The organism is Actinomadura sp. 9N215 (assembly GCF_044326345.1).
Taxonomy (GTDB): Bacteria; Actinomycetota; Actinomycetes; order Streptosporangiales; family Streptosporangiaceae; genus Spirillospora.
Genome location: NZ_JBIRBA010000002.1, coordinates 285,340 through 308,427, shown reverse-complemented (window position 1 = coordinate 308,427; position 23,088 = coordinate 285,340). Strand labels below are relative to the sequence as shown.

Sequence of the window (23,088 nt, the reverse complement as noted above, 5' to 3'; positions counted from 1 at the left end):
GCTCGCCTTTATCGCCCCCTGGGGAATCCTCAGGCCTCCCAGATCCTTGACGCTCCATGTGGACCTCCCCTCGGAATTCGACCGTACCCGCCGGGCCTCCGGACGCCCTCCGGCCATTAGCATGCCCAGGATGGACGACGATCTCCCCTCCGGCCTCGACGATCTCGACGGTCTCGGCCCGGAGGAGTTCAGCGCCCGCGTCTTCGGGACGTCCGGTCCGCGGACGGGCGGCGGCCTGGAGCTGACGCCGTTCCGCGGTGTCCGCTTCGTCCCCGAGGTGGCCGGTGACCTGGCGTCGGTGACCATGCCGCCGTACGACCTGATCGACGACGCGGCGGCGATGCGGCTGCTGGCGGGCGGCGGTCACAACATCGTCCGGCTGAACCTGCCGCGCGCGGCCGGGGAGAGCTACGACGCGGCGGGACGGCGGCTGCGCCGGTGGCTGGACGAGGGCGCCCTCACCATCGACGCCGACCCGGCCCTGTACGTCTACGAGGCGGCCCGCGGCGGGACGGTCCGGCAGCGCGGCCTCATCGGCGCCCTGGGGCTGCGCGCGGAGTCGGACGGCGTGGTGCTGCCGCACGAGAACGTCTTCCCGGGACCCGTCCGCGACCGGCTGGCGCTGATGACCGCCGCGAACGCCAACCTGGAGCCGATCTTCCTGGTGTACGAGGGCGGCGGCGACGCGGCGCGGATCGTCGACGGCGCGGCCGCGGAGGCGCCGCTGGTGGAGTTCGACGCCGACGACGGGCTCACGCACCGGCTCTGGCGCATCGACGACCCCGCCGTGCACGCGCGCGTCGCCGCGGACCTGCGCGGCAGGCAGGCGCTCATCGCCGACGGCCACCACAGGTACGCGACCTACCGCGCGCTCCAGGCGCGCCGGCACGGCGCGGGCGACGGCCCCGGCCCATGGGACGCGGGCCTGGCCATGCTCGTCGACTCCACGCGCTACCCGCCGGACCTGGACGCGATCCACCGCGTTTTGCCCGGCCTTCGTCCCGGTGACGCGGTGGAACGTGCTCGCAAGGTGTTCCGCGTCACCGACTTCCAGGACGAGACAGCCGCGCTCGAAGCGCTCGCCGGCGCGCCCCGTCCCGCCTTCCTCCTCGGGGGCGGCGATACCCTGCACCTGCTCACCGACCCCGATCCGGACGCGCTGAGCCGCTCCATGCCGTCCGAGCACTCCGCGCGCTGGCGCGAGCTCGACACGGCCGTCCTCGACCACCTGCTCATGGGGAACGTGTGGGACGTCCCGGAGAACGAGAACGCCATCGACATCGTGCACCACGACGCGTCGGCCGCCATCGCCCGCGCGCGGCGGACCGGCGGCACGGCCGTCGTCCTGAACCCGCTCAGGGTCGAGGACGTCCTGGCCGTCGCGGGCGAGGGCGAGCGCGTGCCGCGCAAGTCCACCTCGTTCGGGCCGAAGCCCCGCACCGGCCTCGTCCTGCGCCTCCTCGACCCGTGAGGGGCGGGGTGGCCCGCGCGACCCGCCCGAGGCGATGATCGGACGATGGACACCACGACCACGATCAAGCCGCTCGGCGGGGACGTCTACGAGATCGACACGCGGATGGCCGGCTACACCGGGATCACCGCCGGATACCTGATCCTCTCCGACCGGCCGTGCCTGGTGGAGCCCGGAACGTCCGGGTCCGCCCCCGTCGTGCGGCGCGCGCTGGAGGAGATGGGCGTCGGTCCCGACGATCTCGCGAGCGTGGTCGTGACGCACATCCACCTCGACCACGCGGGCGGCGTCGGGGACATCGCCCGCATGTACCCGCGCGCGGAGGTCGTCGTCCACGAGAAGGGCGCCCGGCACCTGGTGGACCCGGAGCGGCTCATGCGCAGCGCCCGCATGGTGTACGGCGACAGCCTCGACACGCTGTTCGGCGAGCTGAAGCCGACGGACGCGGCACGGATCCGGGCCGTCGAGGACACCGGCGCCGTCGACCTCGGCGGCGGGCGCCGCCTGGAGTCGCACTACTCCCCCGGCCACGCCAAGCACCACGTCGGCCTGATGGACTCACAGACCGGCGACCTGTACGTCGGCGACGCCGCCGGCATCTACATCCCCGAGACCGCGGACGTGCGGCCCGCGACACCGCCGCCGGACTTCGACCTCGACACCGCGCTGAAGTCGCTCGGCAGGTTCCAGGCGCTCGGCCCGCAGCGGCTGCTGTTCGCGCACTACGGGCCCGTGACGGAGGTCGGCGAGACGCTGGAGCGGTCCGCGGAGGAGCTGCGGATCTGGGTGGACGCCGTCAAGGACGCCCGCGACCAGGGCCTCGACCTAGACCATGCGGTCGCGATGGTCGTCGACCGCACCAAGGACCGCTACGCCGTCACGGGCGACGGCGTCGACCCGGAGCTGGCCGCCAAGTACGAGGTGCTGAGCAGCGCCGAGAGCAACGTCGCCGGCATCATGCACGCCCTGAACAGGCACGCCTGACACCGGCGCCGCGCACGGCGCGTCACTCCCCCGGCGAAGGCCGCTCCGCGCCGCCCAGCTTCGGCTCCAGGAACAGCGCCGGGGCCTCCGGCGCCTCCTCGTCCGGCGTCTCCACCACCTCGGGCTCGGGCGGCCTGAACGCGATGTCGACCGGCGACGCGTCCCCTCCCGCTTCGCCTTCCCCGTCGCCGCCCTGATCGTCGACCTCGTCGACCTCGTCGACCTCGGCCTCGTCGGCCTCGTCGGCCTCGTCGGATTCGGCGTCTTCGGCGTCTGTTTCCCCGGCCTCGTCGGCTGCCCTGGCCTCGGCGTCTCCGGCACCGGTCTCTTCGATGTCGGCTTCCTCGCCGACTTCCTCGGTCTCGGCGTCTTCGGTGTCGACGATGTGGAGGCCTTCGAGCTCGGCGTACCGTTCCGCGGCGTCGGTGTCGCCGTCCCGGTCGGCCGCCGCGGCCCGCGCGAACCAGTCGGTCGCCTCGTCGTCGCGTCCGGCCTCCGCCAGCGCGTCCGCGTAGGCGTAGAACAGCCGCATCGACCAGGGCCGGAGCCGCCGGTCGCGGAGCTCGGGGATCTGCAGCGTCACGACGGCCGCGTCATGCTGCCCGAGGTCGCGGCGCACGCCCGACTCCACGATGCGGAGCTCGACGCGTCCCATGGGGTCGAGCTTCGCGGCCTCCGGCGACTTGATCAGGTCAAGGGCGCGCTCGGGACGGCCGAGCCCGCGCTCGCAGTCGGCCATCACCGGAAGGTACGAGGCGTCGCCCGCGCTCAGCCGCCGCGCCGCGCGCAGCTCCGCGAGCGCCTCCGCCCATTCGCCCGCGTGGTAGGCCGCGATCCCCGCCGCCTCCCGGACGACCCCGACCCGCGACGCGAGCCGCCGTGCCGCCCGCGCGTGCTTGTAGGCCCGCTCCGGTTCCTCGTCGGCGAGGCGGCCCGCCATCACGAGGTGGCGGGCGACCTTCGCGGCGAGTTCCTTCGGCAGCGTGCGCAGCTCGATGCGCGCGTCGACGTCCAGTTCCTCGCCGGTGACGTCGTCCGGCAGAAGCGGGTCGTCGTGTTTCGGCGCCGGACGCTCGCGGTCGTCGGAGCGCGCCCGCCGGTCGTCGCGGTCGCGCGGCGGCCCGTAGGGGCGTCCGCCGCCGCCACGCCGGTCCCGGTCTCCCGGACGTCCGTCGCGCTTGCCGTCGAACCGCCGTGGGCCTGGGCGCCGCTCGCCGCGTTCGCCGCGCTCGTCACGGTCCTGGTAGCGGCGGCCCTGCGGCCGTCCTCCCTCGAAGCGCCGCTCCCCTTGGCCGCCCGCCGGCCGCCACCCGCCGCCGCCCGGACGCGACCCCGGCCCCTGGCGCGGGCCCTGCCCTTGACGCGGGCCCTGACCCTGACGCGGGCCTTGCCCTTGGCGCGGGCCCTGGCCGAAGCGTGGGCCCTGGCCCTGACGCGGGCCCTGGCCTTGGCGCGGGCCCTGGCCGAAGCGTGGGCCCTGGCCCTGACGCGGGCCCTGGCCTTGGCGCGGCCCCTGGCCCTGACGCGGCCCCTGGCCCTGACGCGGGCCTTGGCCTTGGCGTGGGCCCTGGCCTTGGCGTGGGCCCTGGCCTTGGCGGGGGCCTTGGCTCTGGCGTGGGCCTTGGCGGGGGTTCTGGGCTTGGCGGGGGTTCTGGGTGGTGTTTCGTCGGTCGTCGCGCGGGGCGCCGGGGCGGGTCTCGCGGCGGTCGTCGGAGCGTCCGTCGCGGCGGTCGTCGGAGCGCTTGAACGGGCGTGCCGGCTTGCGGTCGTCCCGGTTGCCGCGGGTCTCCCGGTCCTTCCAGCCGCCGCCGGCCGGACGACCGCGACCGCCCTTCGGTCCGCCGGAGCGGGGCGCGCCGGAGCGGGGGCCGCCGCCCTTGCGGGGGCCGCCGGGCCCGCCACGGGCGTCGCCCCCACGGCGGGCGGGCGGTTTCCGCCCTCCGTTGTCGCCCCGCCGCTCACGGTCCTCGCCGCCGCGGGCGTCGTCTTCCGCGCTCATCACGTCCGTCACTGTTCTCGAAGGTGTTCCGTGGACCCTTGCAGCCTACTTTGCGACCTCGCAGCATGCGTCGAGGGCCGTCCGATAATCCGGGCGGCCGTTTCGTTGCGGCGATGTGCGGAAAAGGGCTGAAGAAATCAGCTCGCCGACGACTTCCGCTCAACTGCTTTCAGCGGAAATCTTGGCGGAATGCAGCCGACAGACCATTTCATCAGGTCCGGCCCGATTGTCAAAACCGGGGCCTTCCGGACCGTCGCGCCACGCCGGACGCGGCGGTACCGCGTCGGCTGGTCAGGCGGTGGGCTCCCCGGTCGATCGGCCGCCGTGCGGGCGTCCTGCATCCGTGCCGCGGACGACGAGCGGCTAACCTACGTGCTCTGCACAGCCGCGTCAAACCGCTCCCGCGGCACGGCTCCCGGCGGGCGGATTCATCCGGGTCGCCGGGAACCTGGCGTGCTCGCCGACCATCTACCTAGTTGGATTATCCAGCCCATGCACGGAGGTACCGCGAAATGTCCTACCCGCCCGCGCCCCCGCCGCCGAGCTCCGACTATGGTCCGAGCACCCCGGGCGGCCCGCCCCCGAACTACCTGCCGTGGGCGATCGCGTCGACGATCCTGTGCTGTCTTCCCGCCGGGATCGTGTCGATCGTCTTCGCCGCGCAGGTCAACTCCAAGTGGATGGCCGGTGACCACGCCGGCTCGTACAAGGCGTCCAGCAACGCGAAGACGTGGGCGATCGTGTCGGCGGTCGCGGGTGTGGTCGTCGGTATCGCGTTGGCGTTCGTGCAGGTCTGAGTGATGATGCCCGACCGCCGGTCCGGCCCGCGCCGGCCTGGCGGGCGGGCGTCCGGGCGGAGGGGGGAGCCTCGCGACCGTCCCGCGGTCGCGGGGGCGCTCCGCCTGCTGGCGCCGGTCGGCGTCCTGGCCGCCGCGACCGCGGCCGTCTGCTATGTCGCCGCGGTCGATCCGAATCAGGAAGGGCATTACCCGACCTGCCCGTTCCTCTCGGTGACCGGGTGGCAGTGCCCGGGCTGCGGCTCAATGCGGACCGTCCACGCGCTCGCCCACGGCCGGATCGAGGACGCCCTGGGGCTGAACATTCTGGCCATGGCGGCGGTTCCGGTCCTGGCGTTCTTCTGGTTCCGGTGGGCGCGAGCGCGGGCGCGGGGCCGTCCGGTCCGCGTGAAGGCGGCCCGGCCCGCGCTGATCTGGGCGCTCTTCGCGACGGTCCTGATCTTCGGGCTGGTGCGCAACCTGCCGTTCGGATCGTTCCTCGCCGCCTGACCCGGTTCTTCCGCCGTCGCACCGCTGACGCGACCGGCTGGGCGCCCGTCTTCGCGTGGCCCCGTCAGGTGACGGGGACGATCGTCGCGGCGGTGAGGCGGCCGGCGTGGACGTCGAGGAGGCCGATGGTGCCGTGGGGCTGGCGGCGCCGGTCGGTGGGCGATCCGGGGTTGAAGACGCGGACGCCGTCGCCGGTCTCGTCCAGCGGGATGTGCGAGTGGCCGAAGACGACGAGGTCGGCGGCGGGGAACCAGCGGCGCATCCGGGCCGTGCGGCCGCGGGCCTGGCCGCTGTCGTGGACCATCGCGACCGCGAGTCCGTCCAGGTCGAGTTCGAGGCGCTCGGGCGCGCCCCACGCGGCGACGTCCGGCCCGTCGTTGTTGCCGAGGACGGCGTGGACGGGCGCGTACCCGGCCAGCTCGTCCAGGACGGACGCCGTGCACACGTCGCCGGCGTGCAGGATCACGTCGGCGCCGCGCAGGTGCTCGGCCACCCGCGGCGGGCACGACTTCCAGCGCCTGGGCGCGTGGGTGTCGGAGACGACCACCGCTCTCATGTGCTCCATTGTGGCCGCCGCGCGGGGCGGCGCGGTCACGGGGGCGGTGATTCCCGGGACGGGTGAATTTGCCACGGCGCGCCCTATACACCAGTGGGAAACAACTGTAAGCGCCCTGTCATTATGTCGCGCCGACGGCCGGAGTTAGGCTCGAATTCCTCGCGTTCGTCTCAGGAGGATTCCGGCCGTACGCCCCCGGTCGTTCCGACACGGCGACCCAGCACCGCGAGGACAGTGGACGGCCGGGTCCCGAGGTGGATGACCACTCCCTTGCACCGGCCTCGGGACCCGGCCGTTCCCGCGCTCCCACCCGGGAGCCGCCGCTCAGGGACCGGCGCGGTGGACGAGCGGTTCGCCGCGCAGGTGGCGGCCGACGTCCCGGGCGATGATGCGGGCGGCGTTGGCGGCGGTCTGCCTGCTGGCCCCGGCCAGATGCGGGGTGACGACGATGTTCGGGACGGTCAGCAGCCGCGACGCGGCCGGGACGGGCTCCTCGGGGAACACGTCGAACGCGGCGGCGAACAGGTGCCCGGACTCGGCGGCGTCGCAGACCGCGTCGTAGTCCAGCAGCGATCCGCGGGCGCAGTTGACGATGATCGACCCGGGCGGCATCGCGGCGAGCTGCGCGGCGCCGATCATCCCGGCCGTCTCCGGTGTGGCGCGGGCGTGCAGCGTGACGATCCGCGCCTGCGCGAGCAGCTCGTCCAGTGGCACGGGCTCGGCGAGGCCGGTCAGGTCGCCGAGGTCGTCCAGGTACGGGTCGTGGACGAGGACGCGGGCGCCGAGCGCGGCGAGCATCCGGGCGACGCGGCGGCCGACCGCGCCGCAGCCGACGACGCCCGCCGTGGCGCCGTCCAGTTCGACGCCGACGTCGTCGTAGCGGTAGTGGTCGCCGCGCCAGTGCCCGGCGCGCAGGTCGGCGTGGGTCTGCGGGATGCGCCGGACGGCCGCGAGGATCAGCCCGAGGGTGTGCTCGGCGGTCGCGCCCGCGTTGCGTCCGGGGGCGTGGCAGACGGCGACGCCGTGGTCGGCGGCGGCGTCCAGGTTGGCGTTGACGGGGCCGCCGCGGGCGACGCCGAACAGCCGCAGGCCGGGTGAGGCGTCCAGGATCCGCCTGGTCAGCGGGGCCATCTGGGTGACGCAGATCTCGGCGCCGCGCAGCGCCTCGATGAGCTCGTCCTCGGTGCCGGACGCCTCGTCCACCTCGGCGACGCGCCCGAACGGCTCCACCGGCCACGGCAGCGTGATCTCCGCGAACTCCAGGCCGCCGTCCGGCGCCTCGGCGCGCAGGGCGTCGATGAACAGGTCGTTGCGGACGAAATGGTCGCCGGCCACGAGGACGCGGGTCGTCATCCAGGGCTCCCCAGCGGGGTGTTGAACGTCAGCAGGGCGGCGTCGCCGTCGCGGAGCCGGATCTCGGTCAGCGCGCAGTTGCCCATCACCGGGAACCGGCACCGGTAGTCCTTGAGCGGCATCCCCAGCAGCCTGCACAGGACGAGCCGGATCGCGGTCGAGTGCGCGACGACGAGGACGCGGCCATCGGGATGCCGTGCGGCGATCTCGTTCAGGCAGTCGAGGTGGCGGCGGGCGGCGGCGACGGGGTCTTCGCCTCCGGGGAGGTGCGCGGCGACGGGGTCGGCCAGGAAGGCGCGCAGTTTCTCGGGGAATCTCTGTTCCATTTCGGCGCGCGTGAGCCCTTCGCCTTGGCCGAAGTCGAGTTCGCGGAGCCGTGCGTCGACGTGGAGTCCGGCGCCGAGCGCGGCGGCGGACGGCGCGGCGGTGTCGCGGGAGCGGGCCAGGTCGGAGCACCAGACGGCGTCCGGACGGACGGTCCGCGCCCAGGCGGCGAGCGCGCGGGCCTGGTCCAGCCCGCGCGGGGTCAGCGCGATGTCGCTGCTCCCGGCGTACCGGTTCTCGGCGTGCCATTCGGTCTCCCCGTGCCGGGCGAGGACGAGACGCGTCATCGGGGCGTCCTTTCGCGCGCGTGCGCGGCGGTCCGGGCGGGCAGCCAGCCGCGCCGTTCCAGCTCGCCGACCAGGCGCAGGTAGGGGGCGTCGAACAGGCCGGCCTTCTCCGGACGCGGGTCGAGCACCGTGCCGGCGGGGGCCATCCGGGCGGCGACCTCGGCGACGTCCCGTCCGGGCGAGGCGGCGAGGACGGCGGCGCCGAGCGCGGGCCCGGCCTCCCGTCCTCCAGCCCCCACCCACCGCCAATCAAACGACGAGCTCCGCTCGGCCTGTCTCAGCCGCACGACGGGGCGGCCGAGGATGTCGGCGCGCAGCTGGCACCAGTACTCGCTGCGCGCCGCCCCGCCGGTGAGCGTCAGGTCTCCGCCGGTGGGGGCGCCGAGCAGGTCGAGGTGGTCGAAGCAGAGCCGTTCCAGGTAGCCGACGCCTTGCAGGACGGACGCGAAGTCGTCGGCCTCGTCGCCGGTTCCGTCCAGCCGGAACCCGCGGGCCTGGGGGGCCAGGAACGGGAACCGCTCCCCCGCCGCCACCAGCGGGTAGGCGAGCGCCGTGGACGGTTCGCGGGTGGCGGCGCGGCGGTCGAGGTCGGCGAGGTCGCGGCCCGGGAAGTCGCGTGCGATGGCGCCCGCGCCCGTGCTGGACGCGCCGCCCGGGAGCCAGCGCCCGTCCGGTGCCTTGTGCGAGTAGACGGCGCCGGACGGGTCGTGGACGAGCTCGTCGCTGACCCCCTTGAGGACGAGCGTCGTCCCCAGCACGGAGTTCCAGGAACCGGCGGTGAGCCGTCCCGTGCCGAGCTGGGCGGCGCATCCGTCGGTCGATCCGGCGATGACCGGGGTTCCTTCCGGTATGCCGGTCGACTCGGCGGCGCGCGCGCAGACCGTCCCCAGCCTCGTGCCAGAGCGTTGCAGTGGAGGAAGCAGCCCGGCTGGGATGTCCAGCGCGTCGAGGACGTCCTCGGGCCATGCCTCCGCGATGAGGTCGGCGCCGGTCTTCAGCGCGTTGCTGAGGTCGGTCGCGACCGGACGGCCGGTGAGCCGCCGGTTCACGAAATCGGCCTGATGGGCGAGGCGGGCGCCGCCACCGGCGTGCCGCCGCAGGAGCCACAGCAGTTTCGGCAGGGCCCAGGCCGGCTGCATGCGCTGGTAGCCGAGCCGCCGCCACAGTTCGCCGCCGGCCTCGTTCACCCGGTCGACGTGCTCGGCCGCGCGCGTGTCGTCGTACATGAGCGCCGGAGTCAGGGGCCGTCCGTGGTCGTCGGTGAGCAGGACGGTCCCTGACGTCGCGTCGACGGCGACGGCCTGGACCGCCTGGGCCGGGACGTCCGCCAGCGCTTGACGGCATGCGGCGGACAGCGCCGTCCACCAGTCCTCGGGGTCCTGCTCGTGGCGGGGGCCGTCGCGCCGCCCGGTGAGCTTCCGGCTGCCGGACCCGGCCACGCCGCCGGATGCGGTCACGGCCAGGGCGCGCACGCCCTGCGTCCCGAGATCGATGCCGACCCACACCTCCTCCGCGCCGGGCACGGCGCTCACGGACCCGCTTCCCCGGCCGCGCGGGCGCGGAGTTCCGCGAGCGTCGGCCAGGCGGACGCCGTGGCGGCGCGGATGGCGAGGAAGTCGCGGTAGGCCTGCTCGTAGTGGGCGGCGCGGCCGGGGTCGGGATCGAAGGTCTCGGCCGGGCGGACGAAGGCGTCGGCGGCCTCGCGGGCGTCGCCGGCGCGCCCGGTGGACAGCAGGCCGACGATGAACGCGCCGCGCGCCCCGGCCTCGGCGTCCGCCGTCCGGACGACGGGCACGCCGACGACGTCCGCCAGCATGCCCAGCCACTCCCGGCTCGCCGCGCCGCCGCCGCTCACGCGCAGCTCGGCCGGACGGGTCTCCGCCGCGGCCAGGCAGTCGCGGACGACCAGGCTGAGCCCTTCGAGGACGGCGCGGGCGACGTGCTCGCGCTCATGGTCCACGGTCAGGCCGTGGAACGCGCCGCGCGCGAGCGGGTCGAGGAACGGCGCCCGTTCACCCGCGGGCGACAGGTAGGGCAGGAACACCAGGCCGCCCGCGCCCGCCGGGGCCCGCGCCGCGAGTTCGGCGAGGTCGGCGGGGATGAAGAGGCCGAGCAGGCGGCACGCCCAGTCGACGACCTGGCTTCCGGCGAGCGTCGGGAACGCCCGCAGGTAGCGGCCCGGCAGGCCCATCGCGACCGTCAGGCCGGACGGTTCGCCGGTGAGGCGCGGGGCGTCCACGACCGTCTCCGTGCACAGCGTCGTGCCGAGGATCGTGCAGGCCTGCCCGGCGCCGACGGCCCCGACGCCGATCGCGGTGGACGCGATGTCGTACGGCGCGAGGACGACGGGGATCCCGGGCGGCAGGCCCAGCTCGTCCGCGGCGGCCCCGGTCAGCGGGGCGGCGCGCCGGTCGTCGCCGCGCTGCTCGGGCAGGAGCCGCCGCGCCCATTCCATGCCGTAGAGGCGGAGGAGGTCGTCGCTGTAGCGGCGCCGGGCGATGTCGGTGAAGGGGGCGGACGCGTCCGAGCCGTCCGCGGCGATCTCCCCGGTGAGGCGGGAGAAGATCCAGCCGCCGCAGGTCAGGGACGCGGCCGTCCGGTCGAGGCGGTCCGGGTCGTGCTCGCGGAGCCAGGTCAGGATCGCGTTCGGCAGGCCCGCGAACGTCAGCGTCCCGTTGACGCGGAACGCCTCGTCCAGCACGCCCGACGCCGCCCAGCCCGCCACGACCGGGGCGGCGCGGCCGTCGTTCCACAGGATCGCCGGGCCGGTGGGGGCGCCGCCGGCGTCCACCAGCCAGGCCCCGTCGCCCTGCGCGGTCAGCGCCACCAGGTCGACGCCGTCGCCGATCTTCGCGAGCACCTCGCGGACCGCGTCCGCCACGGCGCGCCAGACCGCCGCCATGTCCTGCTCGGCGCGGCCCGGCGCGGGCCGGTCCACCCTGGCGGTGCGGCGGGCGGCGGCCAGCTCGGTCCCGTCCCCGGCGTACCCGACCGCCTTGATCATCGTGGTGCCGGCGTCGACGCAGACGACGGCCATCAGGTCCCGCGTCCCGCAGGGTCGCCGCCGGTCGCCGGGAGGCCCGCGGCGCGCCACGCCCGGAACCCGCCGACGACGTCGGTGGCGCGGGTCAGCCCGACGTCGTGGAGGGACGCGGCGGCCAGGCTGGAGGTGTAGCCCTCCGAGCACAGCACGATGACGCGCAGGTCGTGGCCGGTCGCCTGCGGCAGCCGCGCGCCGGACGCGGGGTCGAACCGCCATTCGAGGACGTTGCGCTCCACGATCAGCGCGCCTGGCACCTCGCCCTCGTCCGCCCGCTGCGCGGCCGGGCGGATGTCGACCAGCACCGCGCCGCCGAGCGACTCCGCGTGGGCGCGGTGCGGGTCGAGGCGTTCCAGCCGGTCACGCGCGTCGGCGAGGACCTCATCGATAGTGCGAGCCATGCGTCCAAGCATGGCATCCGGCCGGGGCTCAGCCGGGGACCCGCGGTCCGGCCAGGTCGCGGAAGAAGGCGCGGACGTCGCCGACGAGGAGGCCGGGCTGCTCCAGGGCGGCGAAGTGCCCGCCGCGCTCGAACTCCGTCCAGCGGACGATCTTGTCGGCGTGCTCGGCCAGCGCCCGGACCGGCAGCGCGGCCTCGAACGGGAACACGGCGACGCCCGTCGGGACGGGCGACGGCTCGTCCTCCCCCCACGACCGCGCGAACTCGTAGTAGAGCTGCGCCGACGAGCCCGCCGTGTTGGTCAGCCAGTAGAGCGTGACATTGGTGAGGAGCGTGTCGCGGGCGCCGTCATGGTCGCTCCGCTCAAAGAAGCCGTTTTCGCTCCACTCGCTGAACTTCTCGGCGATCCAGGCGAGCTGCCCCGCCGGGGAGTCGGCCAGCCCGTACGCGAGGGTCTGCGGACGGGTCGACTGGACGGCCATGTATCCGCCCATCTCGGTCGTGAACCGCTCCATCATGGCGAGGCGCTCGCGGGCGGCGTCGTCCAGGCCCTCGGGCGAGCCGAACGTGAGCAGGAAGTTGACGTGCACGCCGATCACCCGGTCCGGCGCGATCCTGCCGAGCTCGCGGGACACGCCCGAGCCCCAGTCGCCGCCCTGCGCGCCGTACCGGTCGTAGCCGAGCCTGGCCATCAGCTCGGCCCAGGCCCCGGCGATGCGCCGCAGGTTCCAGCCGGGGCCGGAGAGCGGGGCGGAGAACCCGTACCCGGGCAGCGACGGGATGACGAGGTGGAACGCGTCGGCGGGGTCGCCGCCGTGGGCGCGCGGGTCGCTCAGCGGGCCGATCACGTCCAGGAACTCCACGACCGACCCGGGCCAGCCGTGCGTGAGGACCAGCGGGGTCGCGTCCGGCTCGGGCGAGCGGACGTGCAGGAAGTGGATCCGCTGGCCGTCGATCTCCGTGACGAACTGCGGGTGCGCGTTGAGCCGCGCCTCGTGGACGCGCCAGTCGTAGTCGCCGGCCCAGTGGCCGACCAGGTCGCGCACCCGGTCCTCGGGGACGCCGCGCTCGGCGCCGGTGCCGGGGACCTGGCCGGGCAGCCGGGTCCGGGCGAGCCGCTCACGGAGGTCGTCCAGGTCGGCCTGCGGGATCTCGATGCGGAAGGGGCGGATGTCGTCGCTCATGGAAGGAGCATCTCGGCCCATGCGGCAAGGTTCTTGCCGCGATCGGGAGGAGAATGCGGACATGCTGGAAACGTCGGCCCGCCTGCTCCGCCTGCTGTCGCTGCTGCAGAGCCGCCCGGACTGGACGGGCCCCGAGCTGGCCGAGCGCCTGCGCGTCAGCCCCCGGACGGTCCGCTACGACATCGGCAAGCTGCGCGACCTCGGCTATCCGGTGCACGCCGTCCCCGGAGCGGCGGGCGGCTACCGGCTCGGGGCGGGCGCCGCGCTGCCGCCGCTGCTGCTCGACGACGAGGAGGCCGTCGCGGTCGCCGTCAGCCTCAGGACCGCCGCCGGCGGCTCGGTGACCGGGATCGAGGAGACCTGCCTGCGCGCGCTGGTGAAGCTGGAGCAGGTCCTGCCGTCGCGGCTCCGGGGCCGCGTCAGCGCGCTGCACGGGTATACGACCCCGCTCTCCGGGGACGGCCCGACCGTCGCGGCCGACACGCTCGCGACCATCGCCGCTGCGTGCCGCGACAGGCGCCGGCTCCGGTTCGGGTACCGCCGTCACGACGGCGATGAGACCGTCCGCGACGTCGAGCCGTACCGGCTCGTCCACACCGGGCGCCGCTGGTACCTGATCGGCTGGGACGTGCCCCGCGACGGCTGGCGCACCTTCCGCGTCGACCGGCTGGAGCCCCGCGTGCCCGAGGGCCCGCGTTTCACGCCGCGTCCGTCGCCGCCGGCCGAGCTCGTGCCCCGCGGGGTGGACGCGGCGCTCACGCGGCACCGGGCGCGCGTCACCGTCCACGCGCCCGCGGCGGAGATCGTGGGACGGGTGCCCGCGTCCGTCGCCGTCGAGCCGGTGGACGACGCGACGTGCGTCGTCCACGCGAGCGGCGACACCCCGCGCCGGCTCGCCCTGAACATCCTGATGCTCGACACCGCCTTCGACGTCGAAGGCCCGCCCGAGCTCCTGGACGCCCTGAGCGAGATCGCCCGCCGGTGCGCGGACGGCGTCGCCTGACCCCGGGTCAGCCGAGCTGGACGCCGAAGAACAGCGCGGCGAGCGCCCCCACCGCGCCGAGCGCGCCCCAGACCGCGAGGCCCGCCTTGGACGCGGCCCGGGCGTGCAGGAACGCGGCCACCCCGGACAGCAGCACGAACACCAGCTTCGCCTGGAGGGTCCGCTGCGCGGCGTCGCCGAGGTCGTTCTCCGCGAGGTTCCAGACGCCGGTCAGGACGAGGACGCCGAACGCAGGCCAGGCGATCACGGCGAAGCGGCGGGCGGCGACCTTGGTGACGCCCTCGTAGCCGCGCAGCGCCGGGACGAGCGCGCCGAGCGTGATCTGCCCGCCGACCCAGATCGTCGCGGCGAGCACGTGAAGGAAGATCCGCACGTCGGCGGCGGTGACGGCGAGCACGAGTGGCCTCCGGGGCAACGGAACGGGCTACAGGACCGGTGATCGGGACCGGTCGACGGGACGCTATCGCCCGCGCCGCCGCTGTCCCGCACCACCCCGGTGCGTCAGGTGATCCGGCGGACGTCGCCCGCGCGGATGGTGGCGAGCGGCGCCAGCCGACGGTGGGCGGTCCGGGTCGCGCCCACCGCGTCGCCGTAGGTGAAATCGCCGTCCTCCCAGGCCAGCACCGCCAGGTCGGCCTCGGCGCCGGGGCGCAGCCGGCCCAGGCCGGGGTGGCCGAGGGCGGCGGCGGGGGTGGCGGTGGCCGCTTTCAGCACGTCCGTGAGCGGCATTCCGAGGGCGAGCCATTTGTTCATGACGGTGAGAAGGCCAGGCGCGAGGTCGGGAAAGGAGCGGCGGCTGAGGTCGCTGCTGATCGTGTCGGGCGGGAAATCCTGGGCGAGGAGCGCCTCGGCGACGGCGAAGCTGAAATGGCTCATTCCGTGCCCGCAGTCGAACAGGACGCCGCGTTCCCGTGCCTCTCTCACGGCGGGCAGGAGGATTCCGTTCTCGTCCAGGAGGCCGTGGGGGCGCGGGGTCTGGTAGTGCGTGACCGTGTCGCCGGGCGACAGGAGCGGGAGGAGCTCGGGCAGGGGCTCGGCGGTGCCGCCGATGTGGAGGTGCAGCGGTTTGCCGGTCTCGGCGGACACCCGCGCGCCCAGCTCCAGCATCGGACGGCACGGCCCGCCGGTGACGTCCTGGGAGAGGCGGAGTTTGATCCCGGCGACGGTGCCGGGATGTGCGCCGATCAGGTCGGCGACACCGTCCGGGTCGACCAGGTCCGGGCGGAGCTCGGGGAGGAGGCCGGTCAGGCCGATGCGCGCGAGGTTGAGGTGGCACAGGACGCGGGTGCGCGAGCCGCCGACGATCCAGCGGTGGAAGCCCGCGAACGTGTCGGTTCCGCTGCTGCCGCCGTCCGCGACGGTCGTGACGCCGCCGCCGGCGCACACGTCGTCCGGCCAGGCGCCGATGGACGTCGCGCCCCAGTAGACGTGCGCATGCGCGTCGACCAGGCCGGGGCAGACGAGCGCGCCCGTCGCGTCGAGCACGCTCGCCGCTCCGGCCGGATCGAGGTCCGGCTCCACGGCGGCCACCGTGCCGTCCCGGACGGCGACGTCGCGGCGGGCGTCCAGGCCGTCGCCCGGGGAGAGCACAAGGCCGCCCTTGATCAGCAGGTCGTACGCCGTCACCTGGACGACTCGAAGAATCTCTCCGTGCCCAGCCGGATCACGCTGAAGAGGATCTTGTTCTGCAGGACGCCGAGCAGCATCAGCACGGCCAGCACGGAGAACTCCGCGGCCACGTTGATCGCCTCGCTGTAGGTGAGCAGGAGCTGCCCGAGCCCGCCGGACGAGGGCGCGACGAACTCGCCGACGATCGCGCCGATCAGCGCGAACGCCATGCTGATCTCCAGCCCGGACACGATGCCCGGCACCGCCGACGGCAGCGAGATCCGGAAGAACCGCTGCCGGCGGCTCGCGCTGAACGCCGTCGCCATCTCCAGCCGCGTCTCCGCCACCGTGGACAGCGCGGCCAGCGTCGCGATCACGGCGGGGAAGAACGCCAGCATCCCGGCGAAGCTGAACTTCATCGTCAGCCCGAAGCCCAGCCACAGCGCGCACACCGGGGCGAGCGCGATCTTCGGCAGCGACTGGAACGCGACGACGTACGGGTACAGCACGAACCGGACGATCCGCGACTCGGCCATCAGCATGCCGAGCAGCACCCCCGACCCGGCGCCGAGCACGAACCCGATCAGCGTGGCCTTCCACGTCTCCCAGGTGCTCTGCCCGACCTGCTCCAGGAAGATGTCCGAGCGCATCACCTCGAACACGTCGGTCGGCGCGGGGATCACGACCCCGCTGATCTCGAACCGGGAGATCACGAGCTGGATCAGCAGGACTCCGGCCAGCCCGACCGCCAGCGGCGGCAGCAGCAGGAACGCGGCCTTGGCCGGGAGCCCGGCGCGGTACGCGCGCCGGGGCGCGGGGGGATCGGCCCGCTGGACGCGCTCGTCCGGCGCCTCGGTCACCTTATTCATTGGGCATGCGCTCCAGTACGAAGTGCCGGGCGAGGCGCACCAGCAGGGCGAGCGCCAGCCCGACCACGACCAGGATCATCAGGACGGCGAACTCCTCGGCGAGCAGGAAGTCGCGCTGGTAGACCTGGAGGATCACGCCGACGCCGGCGTTGGCGCTGATCAGCTCGCCGGCGATGGCGGCGAGGAACGACAGCACGACCGAGATCTCCAGCCCGGAGAAGATCGGCACCACCAGACCCGGAAAGATGATCTTGAGTCGGATCTGGGCCTTGGACGCGCCGAACGCGGTGGCCATCTCGATCCGGTTCCGGTCGGTCTCCGCGACGCCCGCCATCGTGCTCACCAGGATCGGGAACAGCGTGGCCGCGGCCACCAGGCCGATCTTGGACGTCATGCCGAGCCCGAACCAGATCACGAAGATCGGGGCCAGCGCGATCGGCGGCAGCGCCTGGAGGGCGAGCGCGTACGGGTAGAAGCCCTGCCGCAGGAGCCGCGACTCGCCGAGCAGGACGCCGAGGACCACGCCGGCCGCGAACCCGATCAGCAGCCCGAAGAACGCCTCGCCGAGCGTCGTGCGCAGCGCCTTCAGGTACTCGCCCCATTCACCGGACGGGCCGAGCGCCTTGAGGACGTCGTCCAGCTTCGGCACGGAGCTGCCGTCGCCCTGCACGCCGGACGGCAGGATCTGCCAGGCGGCGAGGAGGACGGCGGTGACCACCGCGAGCGCGCCCCACCGCGCCGCCGCGGACACGGTCCCGGACGGCGCCGTCCCGGACGGCGCGGCGCCGCGGGCACCGCCGCCCGCCGCCCGCTGGGCGGTCATCCGCCGACCCCCACCTCGGACGCGAACAGCCGGTCGCGGACCTGCCCGCACACCTCGGCGAACTCGGGCGTGGCCATCAGGTCCTTGGTCCGCTCCCTGGGGAACGGCGGGGTGACGACCTCGACGACGGTGCCCGGACGCTCCGACAGGATCACCACGCGGGTGGACAGCAGCACCGCCTCGTCGATCCCGTGGGTGATGAGCAGGGCGGTCTTCTCCGTCTCCCGCCAGATGCGGTTGAGGTCGATGTTCATCTGCTCCCTGGTCAGCGCGTCGAGGGAGCCGAACGGCTCGTCGAGCAGGAGCAGCCGGGGATCGTCGGCGAGCGCCCGGCAGATCGCGACGCGCTGCCGCATCCCGCCGGACAGCTCCTTGGGACGCCGCGACTCGAACCCCGCGAGGCCCGCCCGCTCCAGCAGTCCGGACACGCGCTCGCGGGCGGCGGCGTCGACCTTGCCGTGCAGCTCGACGGGGAACAGGCAGTTGGACATGACGTCCCGCCAGGGCAGCAGCGTGGCGTCCTGCAGCGCGATGCCGATGTCGCGGCGCGGCCCGGCGACCGGCTCCCCCCACACCCGCACGGCGCCCTCGGTGGGGCGCAGCAGCCCCGCGATCATCTTCAGGATGGTGCTCTTGCCGCAGCCGCTGGGCCCGACGATGCTCACGAACTCGCCCGGCTCGACGGTGAGGTCGACGTCCTTGACGGCCTCGACGTCCCGCACGGCCCGCCGGCCGCGACCCCGGCCGGCGAACACGTGGCGCAGGCCGGCCAGTTCGACCGCGTGCTCCGTCGCCGCCATGCCGGCCTCCCTCGCCGTGTCGGCATCTGTCGCCATGTCAGCCCTCGAATTTGTAGTTCTTGGCGGCGTTCATGATCTGCTGGGCGTCGAACTGGTTGAACGCCGTCACGTACTCGTTGGTCACGAACTGCTCGGCCTTGAACGCGGTGGGCGTCAGCTTGGTGGAGACGGAGAAGTCGCTCCACGCCTTCACGCCCGACTCGGGGAACGAGCCCCAGTTCTTCTGGCCGGCCGGGTCGCCGCTCGTGATGTGCGTGGTGCGCAGCGCGAGAATGCGCTTGTTGTCCTCCATCTTCTTGTCCTCCGCGACGCCGGGGATGTTCGTCTTCGGATAGATCTCGTACATCATCTTGATGGCGGCCTCGGGATTGGCGGTGGCGAAGACGTTCGCCTTCGCCATCGCCCGCCCGAACCCCTCGATCACCTTCGGGTTGGCCTTCATGTACGACTGCTTCGCGGAGAACCCGGTCGAGAAGAGCTGCTGGCCGAGCGCCGACTTGAAATAGCGGAGCTTGGCGCCGAGGTTCTCCATCGCCGCGTACTGCGAGTCGAAGAGCATCAGCGCGTCGACCCGCTTGGCCTTCAGCGCGTGGTACGCGCCGGCCTCAAGCCCCACCGACACGAACTGGACGTCGGTGTCCGGGTTCAGGCCCTGCTCCCGCAGCAGCGCCTTGGCCAGCGGGATCGTCCCGCTGCCGAGGCTCTGCGCGCCGATCTTCTTGCCCTTGAAGTCGGCCCAGCCCTTGATGGGGCTGCCGTCCTCGACGGCGAAGCTGGCCACCTGCGACCGCGCCCAGTTGAAGAACATCCGCTGGTCGGAATTGTTCTTCACGGCGTCGGGGATGAGCGACTGCGGCACCGGTGCGGCCATCTCCATCTGCCCGGCGGCGACCGCCTGGATCGCCTGCGTCGAGCCGGGGGTGAACGTCGTCTCGACCTTGAGGCCCTCCTCCTTGAAGTAGCCGAGATAGCGGGCCACCGGAATGGCGGCGAAACTGGAGTTCATCGCCTTGATGGCCAGGGCGACCTTGACGGTGCGCAGGTTCTCGCCGCTCTCCTTGGAATTGCCGCCGTCGTCGCCGCATCCGGCCGCCGCCAGCGCGACGGCGAGGGACGACACCACGATGCGGAACGCCAGCGAGCCCGGTCTACGAAGTCCCATCTTCGTTTCCTCCCACAATTCAGCCGGCGGTGTCGGGGACGAGGAGAATCCGTCCGGTCGCCGAGCCGCTCTCCAAAATCTCGTGTGCTCGCGGCGCCTCCGACATCGGCAGCGTGTCGGTCACCACCGGGGTCACCACGCCCCGTTCCATGAGCGTCAGCACGTCCTCGAGCTGCCGCCGGGTGGTGCTGGCCGCCGACCTGATGGAGAGGTCGCGGCCGCGCCAGCCGACCAGGTCCGCCTCCACCGTGGGCGGTGTCTTCTGCACCTCGCCGACCAGCACGAGCCGTCCGTGCAGCGCGACGGTCTTGATGCTGGACAGGAACGACGCCGCGCCGACGTTCTCCAGGACGATGTCGCAGCCGCGGCCATCGGTGACGTCCATGACGTCCTTGCTGTAGTCGGCGCCGCGCTCGACGAGGAGGATCTCGTCCGCGCCCGCCTCCCGGACGGCCTCGACCTTGTTCGGCGACGTGGTCTGCGCGACGACCCGCGCCCCGGACGCCTTCGCGAGCTGGATGGCGTGCAGCCCGATGCCGCCGCCCGCCCCGGTGACCAGGACCGTCTCGCCGATCTCCAGGCGCGCGACGTCGCGCAGCGCGTTGAGCACCGTGCCGATGGCGCAGGACGCGACGGCGACGTCCGGGGACGTGATGCCCGCCGGCACCTTCACCAGGCTGCCGTCCGACACCGCGACGAGCTCGGCGTAGCCGCCGTTCAGCCCGATGTCGCCGAGGAACACCTTGCGCGGGCAGCGCGTCTCGCGGCCCGTCCGGCACTCCCGGCACTTGCCGCAGACCCGCTGCCGCTGGTTGGAGACGACCCGGTCGCCGACCGCGAAGTCGACGACGCCGGCGCCGGTCTCGACGACCTCGCCGACGACCTCGTGCCCGGGGATGATCGGGAACCCGGTGCCCTGCGCCCGGTCGCCCCGCCGGACGAGCACCTCGTGCATGCACGCCCCGCACGCCTCGACCCGCACCACGCACTCGTCGGGCGCGGGCTTCGGCGGCTCCGCGTCCGTCCACTTCATCACGCTGGGCGGACCGGTCTCCTGGGCGACGACGGCCTTCATCAACTCTCCGTTCTCTCGGTCATGGACTCGTCCCATGCGGCGTCGACGAAGCGTCCGCCGTCGGCGGGGAAGTTCGCGGCCCAGTCGCGCACCGCGAACAGGGACTCGCCCTCGCGCACGCGCGGGGTGAGCGTCGTGGTCTCGCGCAGGTCCCTGGCGGCCGCGGCGTCGGCGACGCGGGCGGCGTCCTCCAGCGGGACGACCGCGACGCCGTCGCCGTCCGCGACGATGAGGTCGCCGGGCCGCACGTACGCGCCGCAGCACACGACGGGGACGTTGCCCCACCCGGCGCGCGTCTTGCCGGTGGCGGCCGGGGTCACGCCCAGCGCCCACAGCGGGAACCCGACCCGCTCGACGTCGGCGATGTCGCGGGCATGGCCCTCGATCACCGCGCCCGCGAGCCCGCGCGCGGCGGCCGACTCGCTGACGTTGGCGCCCCACACCGCCGAGTCGGCGGGGCCGTGCTGGGACGTCCACACCAGGACGTCCCCGGGCCCGGCGACCTCCAGCATCGCGTGCAGCGTCAGGTTGCTCCCGGACAGGTCGAGCGCCGTGACCGCCCGTCCGACCGCGCGGGTCCCGGGCGCCAGCGGACGGACGCCCCGCAGCAGGTTCCGCTGCCCCATCGCCTCGTGGACGGACGCCACCGCCAGCCCGTCGTAGGCGCGCAGCACCTCGTCCGGCGGCCGTGGCGCGCGGGTGAAGACCGTGCCGCGCGGATGCAGTCGCGTGGGCGGGTCCGGGGTCATCGCGGCTCCGGCGGGAAGTCGGCCAGCCCGGCGGGGTTGGCGACGAGGATGCGGTGCCGGTCGCGCTCGTCCGGGACGATCCGTTCGATCAGGTCGACGAGAACGCCGTCGTCGGGCATCTCGCGCACGTTCGGGTGCGGGAAATCGGTGCCCCACAGGCAGCGTTCGGGCGCCTGCGCCGCGAGCACCCGCGCGAGCTCGACCGCGTCCGCGTACGGGGGCCCCTCGGCCGACAGCCGCTCGGGGGCGCTGAGCTTGACCCACACGTCGCCGGTGTCGAGCAGCCGCCGCAGCGCCCGCACCTGCGGGCCGTCGAGCCCGGTGGCGAGGTCGACCCGCGCCATGTGGTCGACGACCGCGGGCAGCCCGGTGAGGCGGATCGTGTCGAACATGTCGACGACCGCGTCGCCGCCGATGTGGAACGCCACGTGCCAGGCGTACGGCCGGACGAGGTCCACCACCGCGCGCAGCTCGTCGGGCGTCGGCCCGGGCCCGAGATGCGGCATGAACTGCACGCGCACGCCGCGCACTCCCGCCGCGTGCAGCGCGGCGACCTCGGCGGGCGTGCTGCGCGGGGTCAGCAGCGCCACGCCCCGGTACCGGTCGGGGTAGGTGCGCAGCGCGTCGAGCAGCGCCGAGTGGTCGTGGCCGTGCGCGGCGGACTGGACGATGATGGCGCGGTCCAGGCCGAGCAGGTCGTGCCGGCGGCGCAGGTCGTCCTTGGAGACGTCGGGCGGGTCGTACGCGCGGTCCTCGGGATAGGGAAAGACGTCGCCCGGGCCGAAGATGTGGCAGTGCGCGTCGCAGCTTCGCGGCGGCAGCCGCAGGTCGGGGACCTTCGGGTCCGGGTGGGGTGGGGCGGCGACCCTCCGGCCGCCCCGCGTCGCGCCTTGGGATGCCATGGAACTCGATTCGCGTGGACAGGTGTCAGGGAAATCGGGAAGGTAGAAAAGAAGGGGTGGACTATCGAATATAGTTCGCCCGTCGCACAATTGTGCGCTGGTTGAAGCGAGTCTGCACGACCGGGCATGGCTGGTCAAGGGGTGAATCGGCCGCCGGAGACGAACGAAGGGCCCGGCCGCGCCACGGCCGAGCCCTGTTCCCCGTCCCGCGTACGCGCCGCGTCAGTCCAGCTTCGCGAGGATTCCGGCGACCTGGTCGGGCATCGACAGGAACGGCGAATGCGAGGAGTCGAGCGTCACGACCGACGTCGGATTCCCGGGGAACGCGGCGTCGGCCTCGGCGATGAGCCTCCGCTGGACCGCCGGCCGGAGCGCCCAGTCCTGCTCGCAGACGACGAACGTGCGGGGCACCGAGCCCCAGCCGTCTCGGGTCAGCCGGGTGGCGTCGGTCTGCATCGCGAGCGGGCTGTCGGGCGTCAGCAGCCCGATGGCCGCCTCTGCCGCGTCCGGGGCGATGTCGTCGAAGAACGCGGCCCGCAGCAGGCGGCGGTAGCCGGCGTCGGCGGAGGCGAGATCGAGCCGCAGCGCGCCGATCACGGCCGGATCGGCGCGCATGGCCTCCGCGACGCGGCTGTCCGCGTTCTCGGGCGACTGGGCGTACTCGGCGGACGGGACGTCAGAGGCCGGCATGAACGCGGCCAGGTAGACCGCGTGCGCCACCAGCTCCGGCACCTCCTGCACCGCGCGCGTCAGCACCGCCCCGCCCATGCTGTGCGCCACCGCCGTGACCGGCCCGTCCTGGGCGAGCCGCCGGATCTGGGACACCAGCAGGTCCCCCGCCTGGTCGAGGCCCACGTCCGCCACCGGCGAGACTTCGGTGGCCACCTCGCCGGGGTCGAACGGACGCTTGCTGAGACACGCGGGCCGGCGGGCGCGCAGCCCGTGGCCCGCCAGATCGACCGGCTGCGCCACGCGGCCCGCGGCGGCCACCCGCGCGATGACCTCGCTCCAGCACCAGGAACCGAACCAGAATCCGTGCACCAGCAACAGCGGCGTAGGGCGTGGGGGCATGGTCACTCCTCGTGACATTCGGGGGGATGCCGCCCTGACGATCTCACGACCGCGACCAGAACACGCCGACGGACCGGCGCCCCCGGGCCGGCTGAATGCGGTCTTCGACGCCGCGGCGGCGGTGCCGCCGCCGGGGCTTGAT

At 73.9% G+C, this 23,088-nt stretch carries 23 protein-coding genes; 5 read left to right on the top strand and 18 right to left on the bottom strand.

The features are described from left to right. Nucleotides 1-121 precede the first annotated feature (121 nt). Nucleotides 122-1,471 (top strand): DUF1015 family protein, encoded by a 1,350-nt coding sequence (locus tag ACH34T_RS04140; RefSeq protein WP_395990582.1) that lies wholly within the window; start codon nucleotides 122-124, stop codon nucleotides 1,469-1,471. A 45-nt stretch (nucleotides 1,472-1,516) separates the two neighbouring features. Further along, nucleotides 1,517-2,455 carry an MBL fold metallo-hydrolase gene (locus ACH34T_RS04135; RefSeq protein ID WP_395990581.1) on the top strand — a complete coding sequence of 313 codons (939 nt, stop codon included), beginning with the start codon at nucleotides 1,517-1,519 and terminating at the stop codon, nucleotides 2,453-2,455. Between the two features lie 22 nt (nucleotides 2,456-2,477). Here ACH34T_RS04135 and ACH34T_RS04130 read toward each other — a convergent pair whose 3' ends face one another. Beyond that, nucleotides 2,478-4,454 carry a hypothetical protein gene (locus ACH34T_RS04130; RefSeq protein ID WP_395990580.1) on the bottom strand — a complete coding sequence of 659 codons (1,977 nt, stop codon included), beginning with the start codon at nucleotides 4,452-4,454 and terminating at the stop codon, nucleotides 2,478-2,480. A 512-nt stretch (nucleotides 4,455-4,966) separates the two neighbouring features. Between ACH34T_RS04130 and ACH34T_RS04125 the strand changes: the two genes are divergently transcribed. Both ACH34T_RS04125 and ACH34T_RS04120 read left to right on the top strand, forming a co-directional pair. After that, a complete protein-coding gene (locus ACH34T_RS04125) occupies nucleotides 4,967-5,251 on the top strand; it encodes a CD225/dispanin family protein (protein WP_395990579.1) in 285 nt (94 codons plus the stop codon). A gap of 3 nt (nucleotides 5,252-5,254) precedes the next feature. Next, nucleotides 5,255-5,740 carry a DUF2752 domain-containing protein gene (locus ACH34T_RS04120; RefSeq protein ID WP_395990578.1) on the top strand — a complete coding sequence of 162 codons (486 nt, stop codon included), beginning with the start codon at nucleotides 5,255-5,257 and terminating at the stop codon, nucleotides 5,738-5,740. Between the two features lie 64 nt (nucleotides 5,741-5,804). Here the strand turns inward: ACH34T_RS04120 and ACH34T_RS04115 are convergent, their stop codons facing one another. The 7 genes from ACH34T_RS04115 to ACH34T_RS04085 form a co-directional block, all read right to left on the bottom strand. Beyond that, entirely contained in the window at nucleotides 5,805-6,296 is a 492-nt protein-coding gene (locus ACH34T_RS04115; protein ID WP_395990577.1) for a metallophosphoesterase family protein, read from the bottom strand. 324 nt (nucleotides 6,297-6,620) lie between these two features. Beyond that, nucleotides 6,621-7,649: a 2-hydroxyacid dehydrogenase gene (locus ACH34T_RS04110; protein ID WP_395990576.1), complete on the bottom strand. Its 1,029-nt coding sequence runs from the start codon at nucleotides 7,647-7,649 to the stop codon at nucleotides 6,621-6,623. Further along, entirely contained in the window at nucleotides 7,646-8,260 is a 615-nt protein-coding gene (locus tag ACH34T_RS04105) for a histidine phosphatase family protein (protein WP_395990575.1), read from the bottom strand. The genes ACH34T_RS04110 and ACH34T_RS04105 overlap by 4 nt, the downstream gene beginning before the upstream one ends. Beyond that, a complete protein-coding gene (locus tag ACH34T_RS04100) occupies nucleotides 8,257-9,792 on the bottom strand; it encodes an FGGY-family carbohydrate kinase (RefSeq protein ID WP_395990574.1) in 1,536 nt (511 codons plus the stop codon). The genes ACH34T_RS04105 and ACH34T_RS04100 overlap by 4 nt, the downstream gene beginning before the upstream one ends. Continuing rightward, nucleotides 9,789-11,297, bottom strand: coding sequence for an FGGY family carbohydrate kinase (locus ACH34T_RS04095; protein WP_395990573.1), 1,509 nt, complete (start codon nucleotides 11,295-11,297; stop codon nucleotides 9,789-9,791). Before ACH34T_RS04095 ends, ACH34T_RS04100 begins: the two co-directional genes overlap by 4 nt. Further along, nucleotides 11,297-11,701, bottom strand: coding sequence for a rhodanese-like domain-containing protein (locus tag ACH34T_RS04090; protein WP_395990572.1), 405 nt, complete (start codon nucleotides 11,699-11,701; stop codon nucleotides 11,297-11,299). The genes ACH34T_RS04095 and ACH34T_RS04090 overlap by 1 nt, the downstream gene beginning before the upstream one ends. A 28-nt stretch (nucleotides 11,702-11,729) precedes the next feature. Continuing rightward, the gene (locus tag ACH34T_RS04085) at nucleotides 11,730-12,884 is read right to left on the bottom strand and encodes an epoxide hydrolase family protein (protein WP_395990571.1); all 1,155 of its coding nucleotides are present in this window, start codon (nucleotides 12,882-12,884) and stop codon (nucleotides 11,730-11,732) included. A gap of 61 nt (nucleotides 12,885-12,945) precedes the next feature. Between ACH34T_RS04085 and ACH34T_RS04080 the strand changes: the two genes are divergently transcribed. Continuing rightward, on the top strand, nucleotides 12,946-13,887 hold the full coding sequence (locus tag ACH34T_RS04080; RefSeq protein WP_395990570.1) for a helix-turn-helix transcriptional regulator: 942 nt from the start codon (nucleotides 12,946-12,948) through the stop codon (nucleotides 13,885-13,887). 7 nt (nucleotides 13,888-13,894) lie between these two features. On the opposite strand, the gene ACH34T_RS04075 is transcribed toward ACH34T_RS04080, so the two are convergent. From ACH34T_RS04075 to ACH34T_RS04030, 10 genes are all read right to left on the bottom strand, one after another. Next, nucleotides 13,895-14,284: a hypothetical protein gene (locus ACH34T_RS04075; RefSeq protein ID WP_395990569.1), complete on the bottom strand. Its 390-nt coding sequence runs from the start codon at nucleotides 14,282-14,284 to the stop codon at nucleotides 13,895-13,897. A 104-nt stretch (nucleotides 14,285-14,388) separates the two neighbouring features. Beyond that, nucleotides 14,389-15,513 carry an amidohydrolase family protein gene (locus tag ACH34T_RS04070; RefSeq protein ID WP_395990568.1) on the bottom strand — a complete coding sequence of 375 codons (1,125 nt, stop codon included), beginning with the start codon at nucleotides 15,511-15,513 and terminating at the stop codon, nucleotides 14,389-14,391. After that, on the bottom strand, nucleotides 15,510-16,364 hold the full coding sequence (locus ACH34T_RS04065; protein ID WP_395990567.1) for an ABC transporter permease: 855 nt from the start codon (nucleotides 16,362-16,364) through the stop codon (nucleotides 15,510-15,512). Before ACH34T_RS04065 ends, ACH34T_RS04070 begins: the two co-directional genes overlap by 4 nt. After that, nucleotides 16,357-17,187 (bottom strand): ABC transporter permease, encoded by an 831-nt coding sequence (locus tag ACH34T_RS04060; RefSeq protein WP_395990566.1) that lies wholly within the window; start codon nucleotides 17,185-17,187, stop codon nucleotides 16,357-16,359. The genes ACH34T_RS04065 and ACH34T_RS04060 overlap by 8 nt, the downstream gene beginning before the upstream one ends. Further along, nucleotides 17,184-17,987 carry an ABC transporter ATP-binding protein gene (locus ACH34T_RS04055; RefSeq protein WP_395990565.1) on the bottom strand — a complete coding sequence of 268 codons (804 nt, stop codon included), beginning with the start codon at nucleotides 17,985-17,987 and terminating at the stop codon, nucleotides 17,184-17,186. Before ACH34T_RS04055 ends, ACH34T_RS04060 begins: the two co-directional genes overlap by 4 nt. A gap of 37 nt (nucleotides 17,988-18,024) precedes the next feature. After that, the gene (locus ACH34T_RS04050; RefSeq protein ID WP_395990564.1) at nucleotides 18,025-19,149 is read right to left on the bottom strand and encodes an ABC transporter substrate-binding protein; all 1,125 of its coding nucleotides are present in this window, start codon (nucleotides 19,147-19,149) and stop codon (nucleotides 18,025-18,027) included. A 19-nt stretch (nucleotides 19,150-19,168) separates the two neighbouring features. Beyond that, the gene (locus tag ACH34T_RS04045; RefSeq protein WP_395990563.1) at nucleotides 19,169-20,224 is read right to left on the bottom strand and encodes an alcohol dehydrogenase catalytic domain-containing protein; all 1,056 of its coding nucleotides are present in this window, start codon (nucleotides 20,222-20,224) and stop codon (nucleotides 19,169-19,171) included. Continuing rightward, complete coding sequence (locus tag ACH34T_RS04040) at nucleotides 20,224-20,973, bottom strand: RraA family protein (protein WP_395990562.1); 750 nt, start codon at nucleotides 20,971-20,973, stop codon at nucleotides 20,224-20,226. Before ACH34T_RS04040 ends, ACH34T_RS04045 begins: the two co-directional genes overlap by 1 nt. After that, a complete protein-coding gene (locus ACH34T_RS04035; protein ID WP_395990561.1) occupies nucleotides 20,970-21,875 on the bottom strand; it encodes an amidohydrolase family protein in 906 nt (301 codons plus the stop codon). Before ACH34T_RS04035 ends, ACH34T_RS04040 begins: the two co-directional genes overlap by 4 nt. Nucleotides 21,876-22,097: 222 nt before the next feature. Beyond that, a complete protein-coding gene (locus ACH34T_RS04030) occupies nucleotides 22,098-22,946 on the bottom strand; it encodes an alpha/beta fold hydrolase (protein WP_395990560.1) in 849 nt (282 codons plus the stop codon). Between the last annotated feature and the right edge of the window lie 142 nt (nucleotides 22,947-23,088).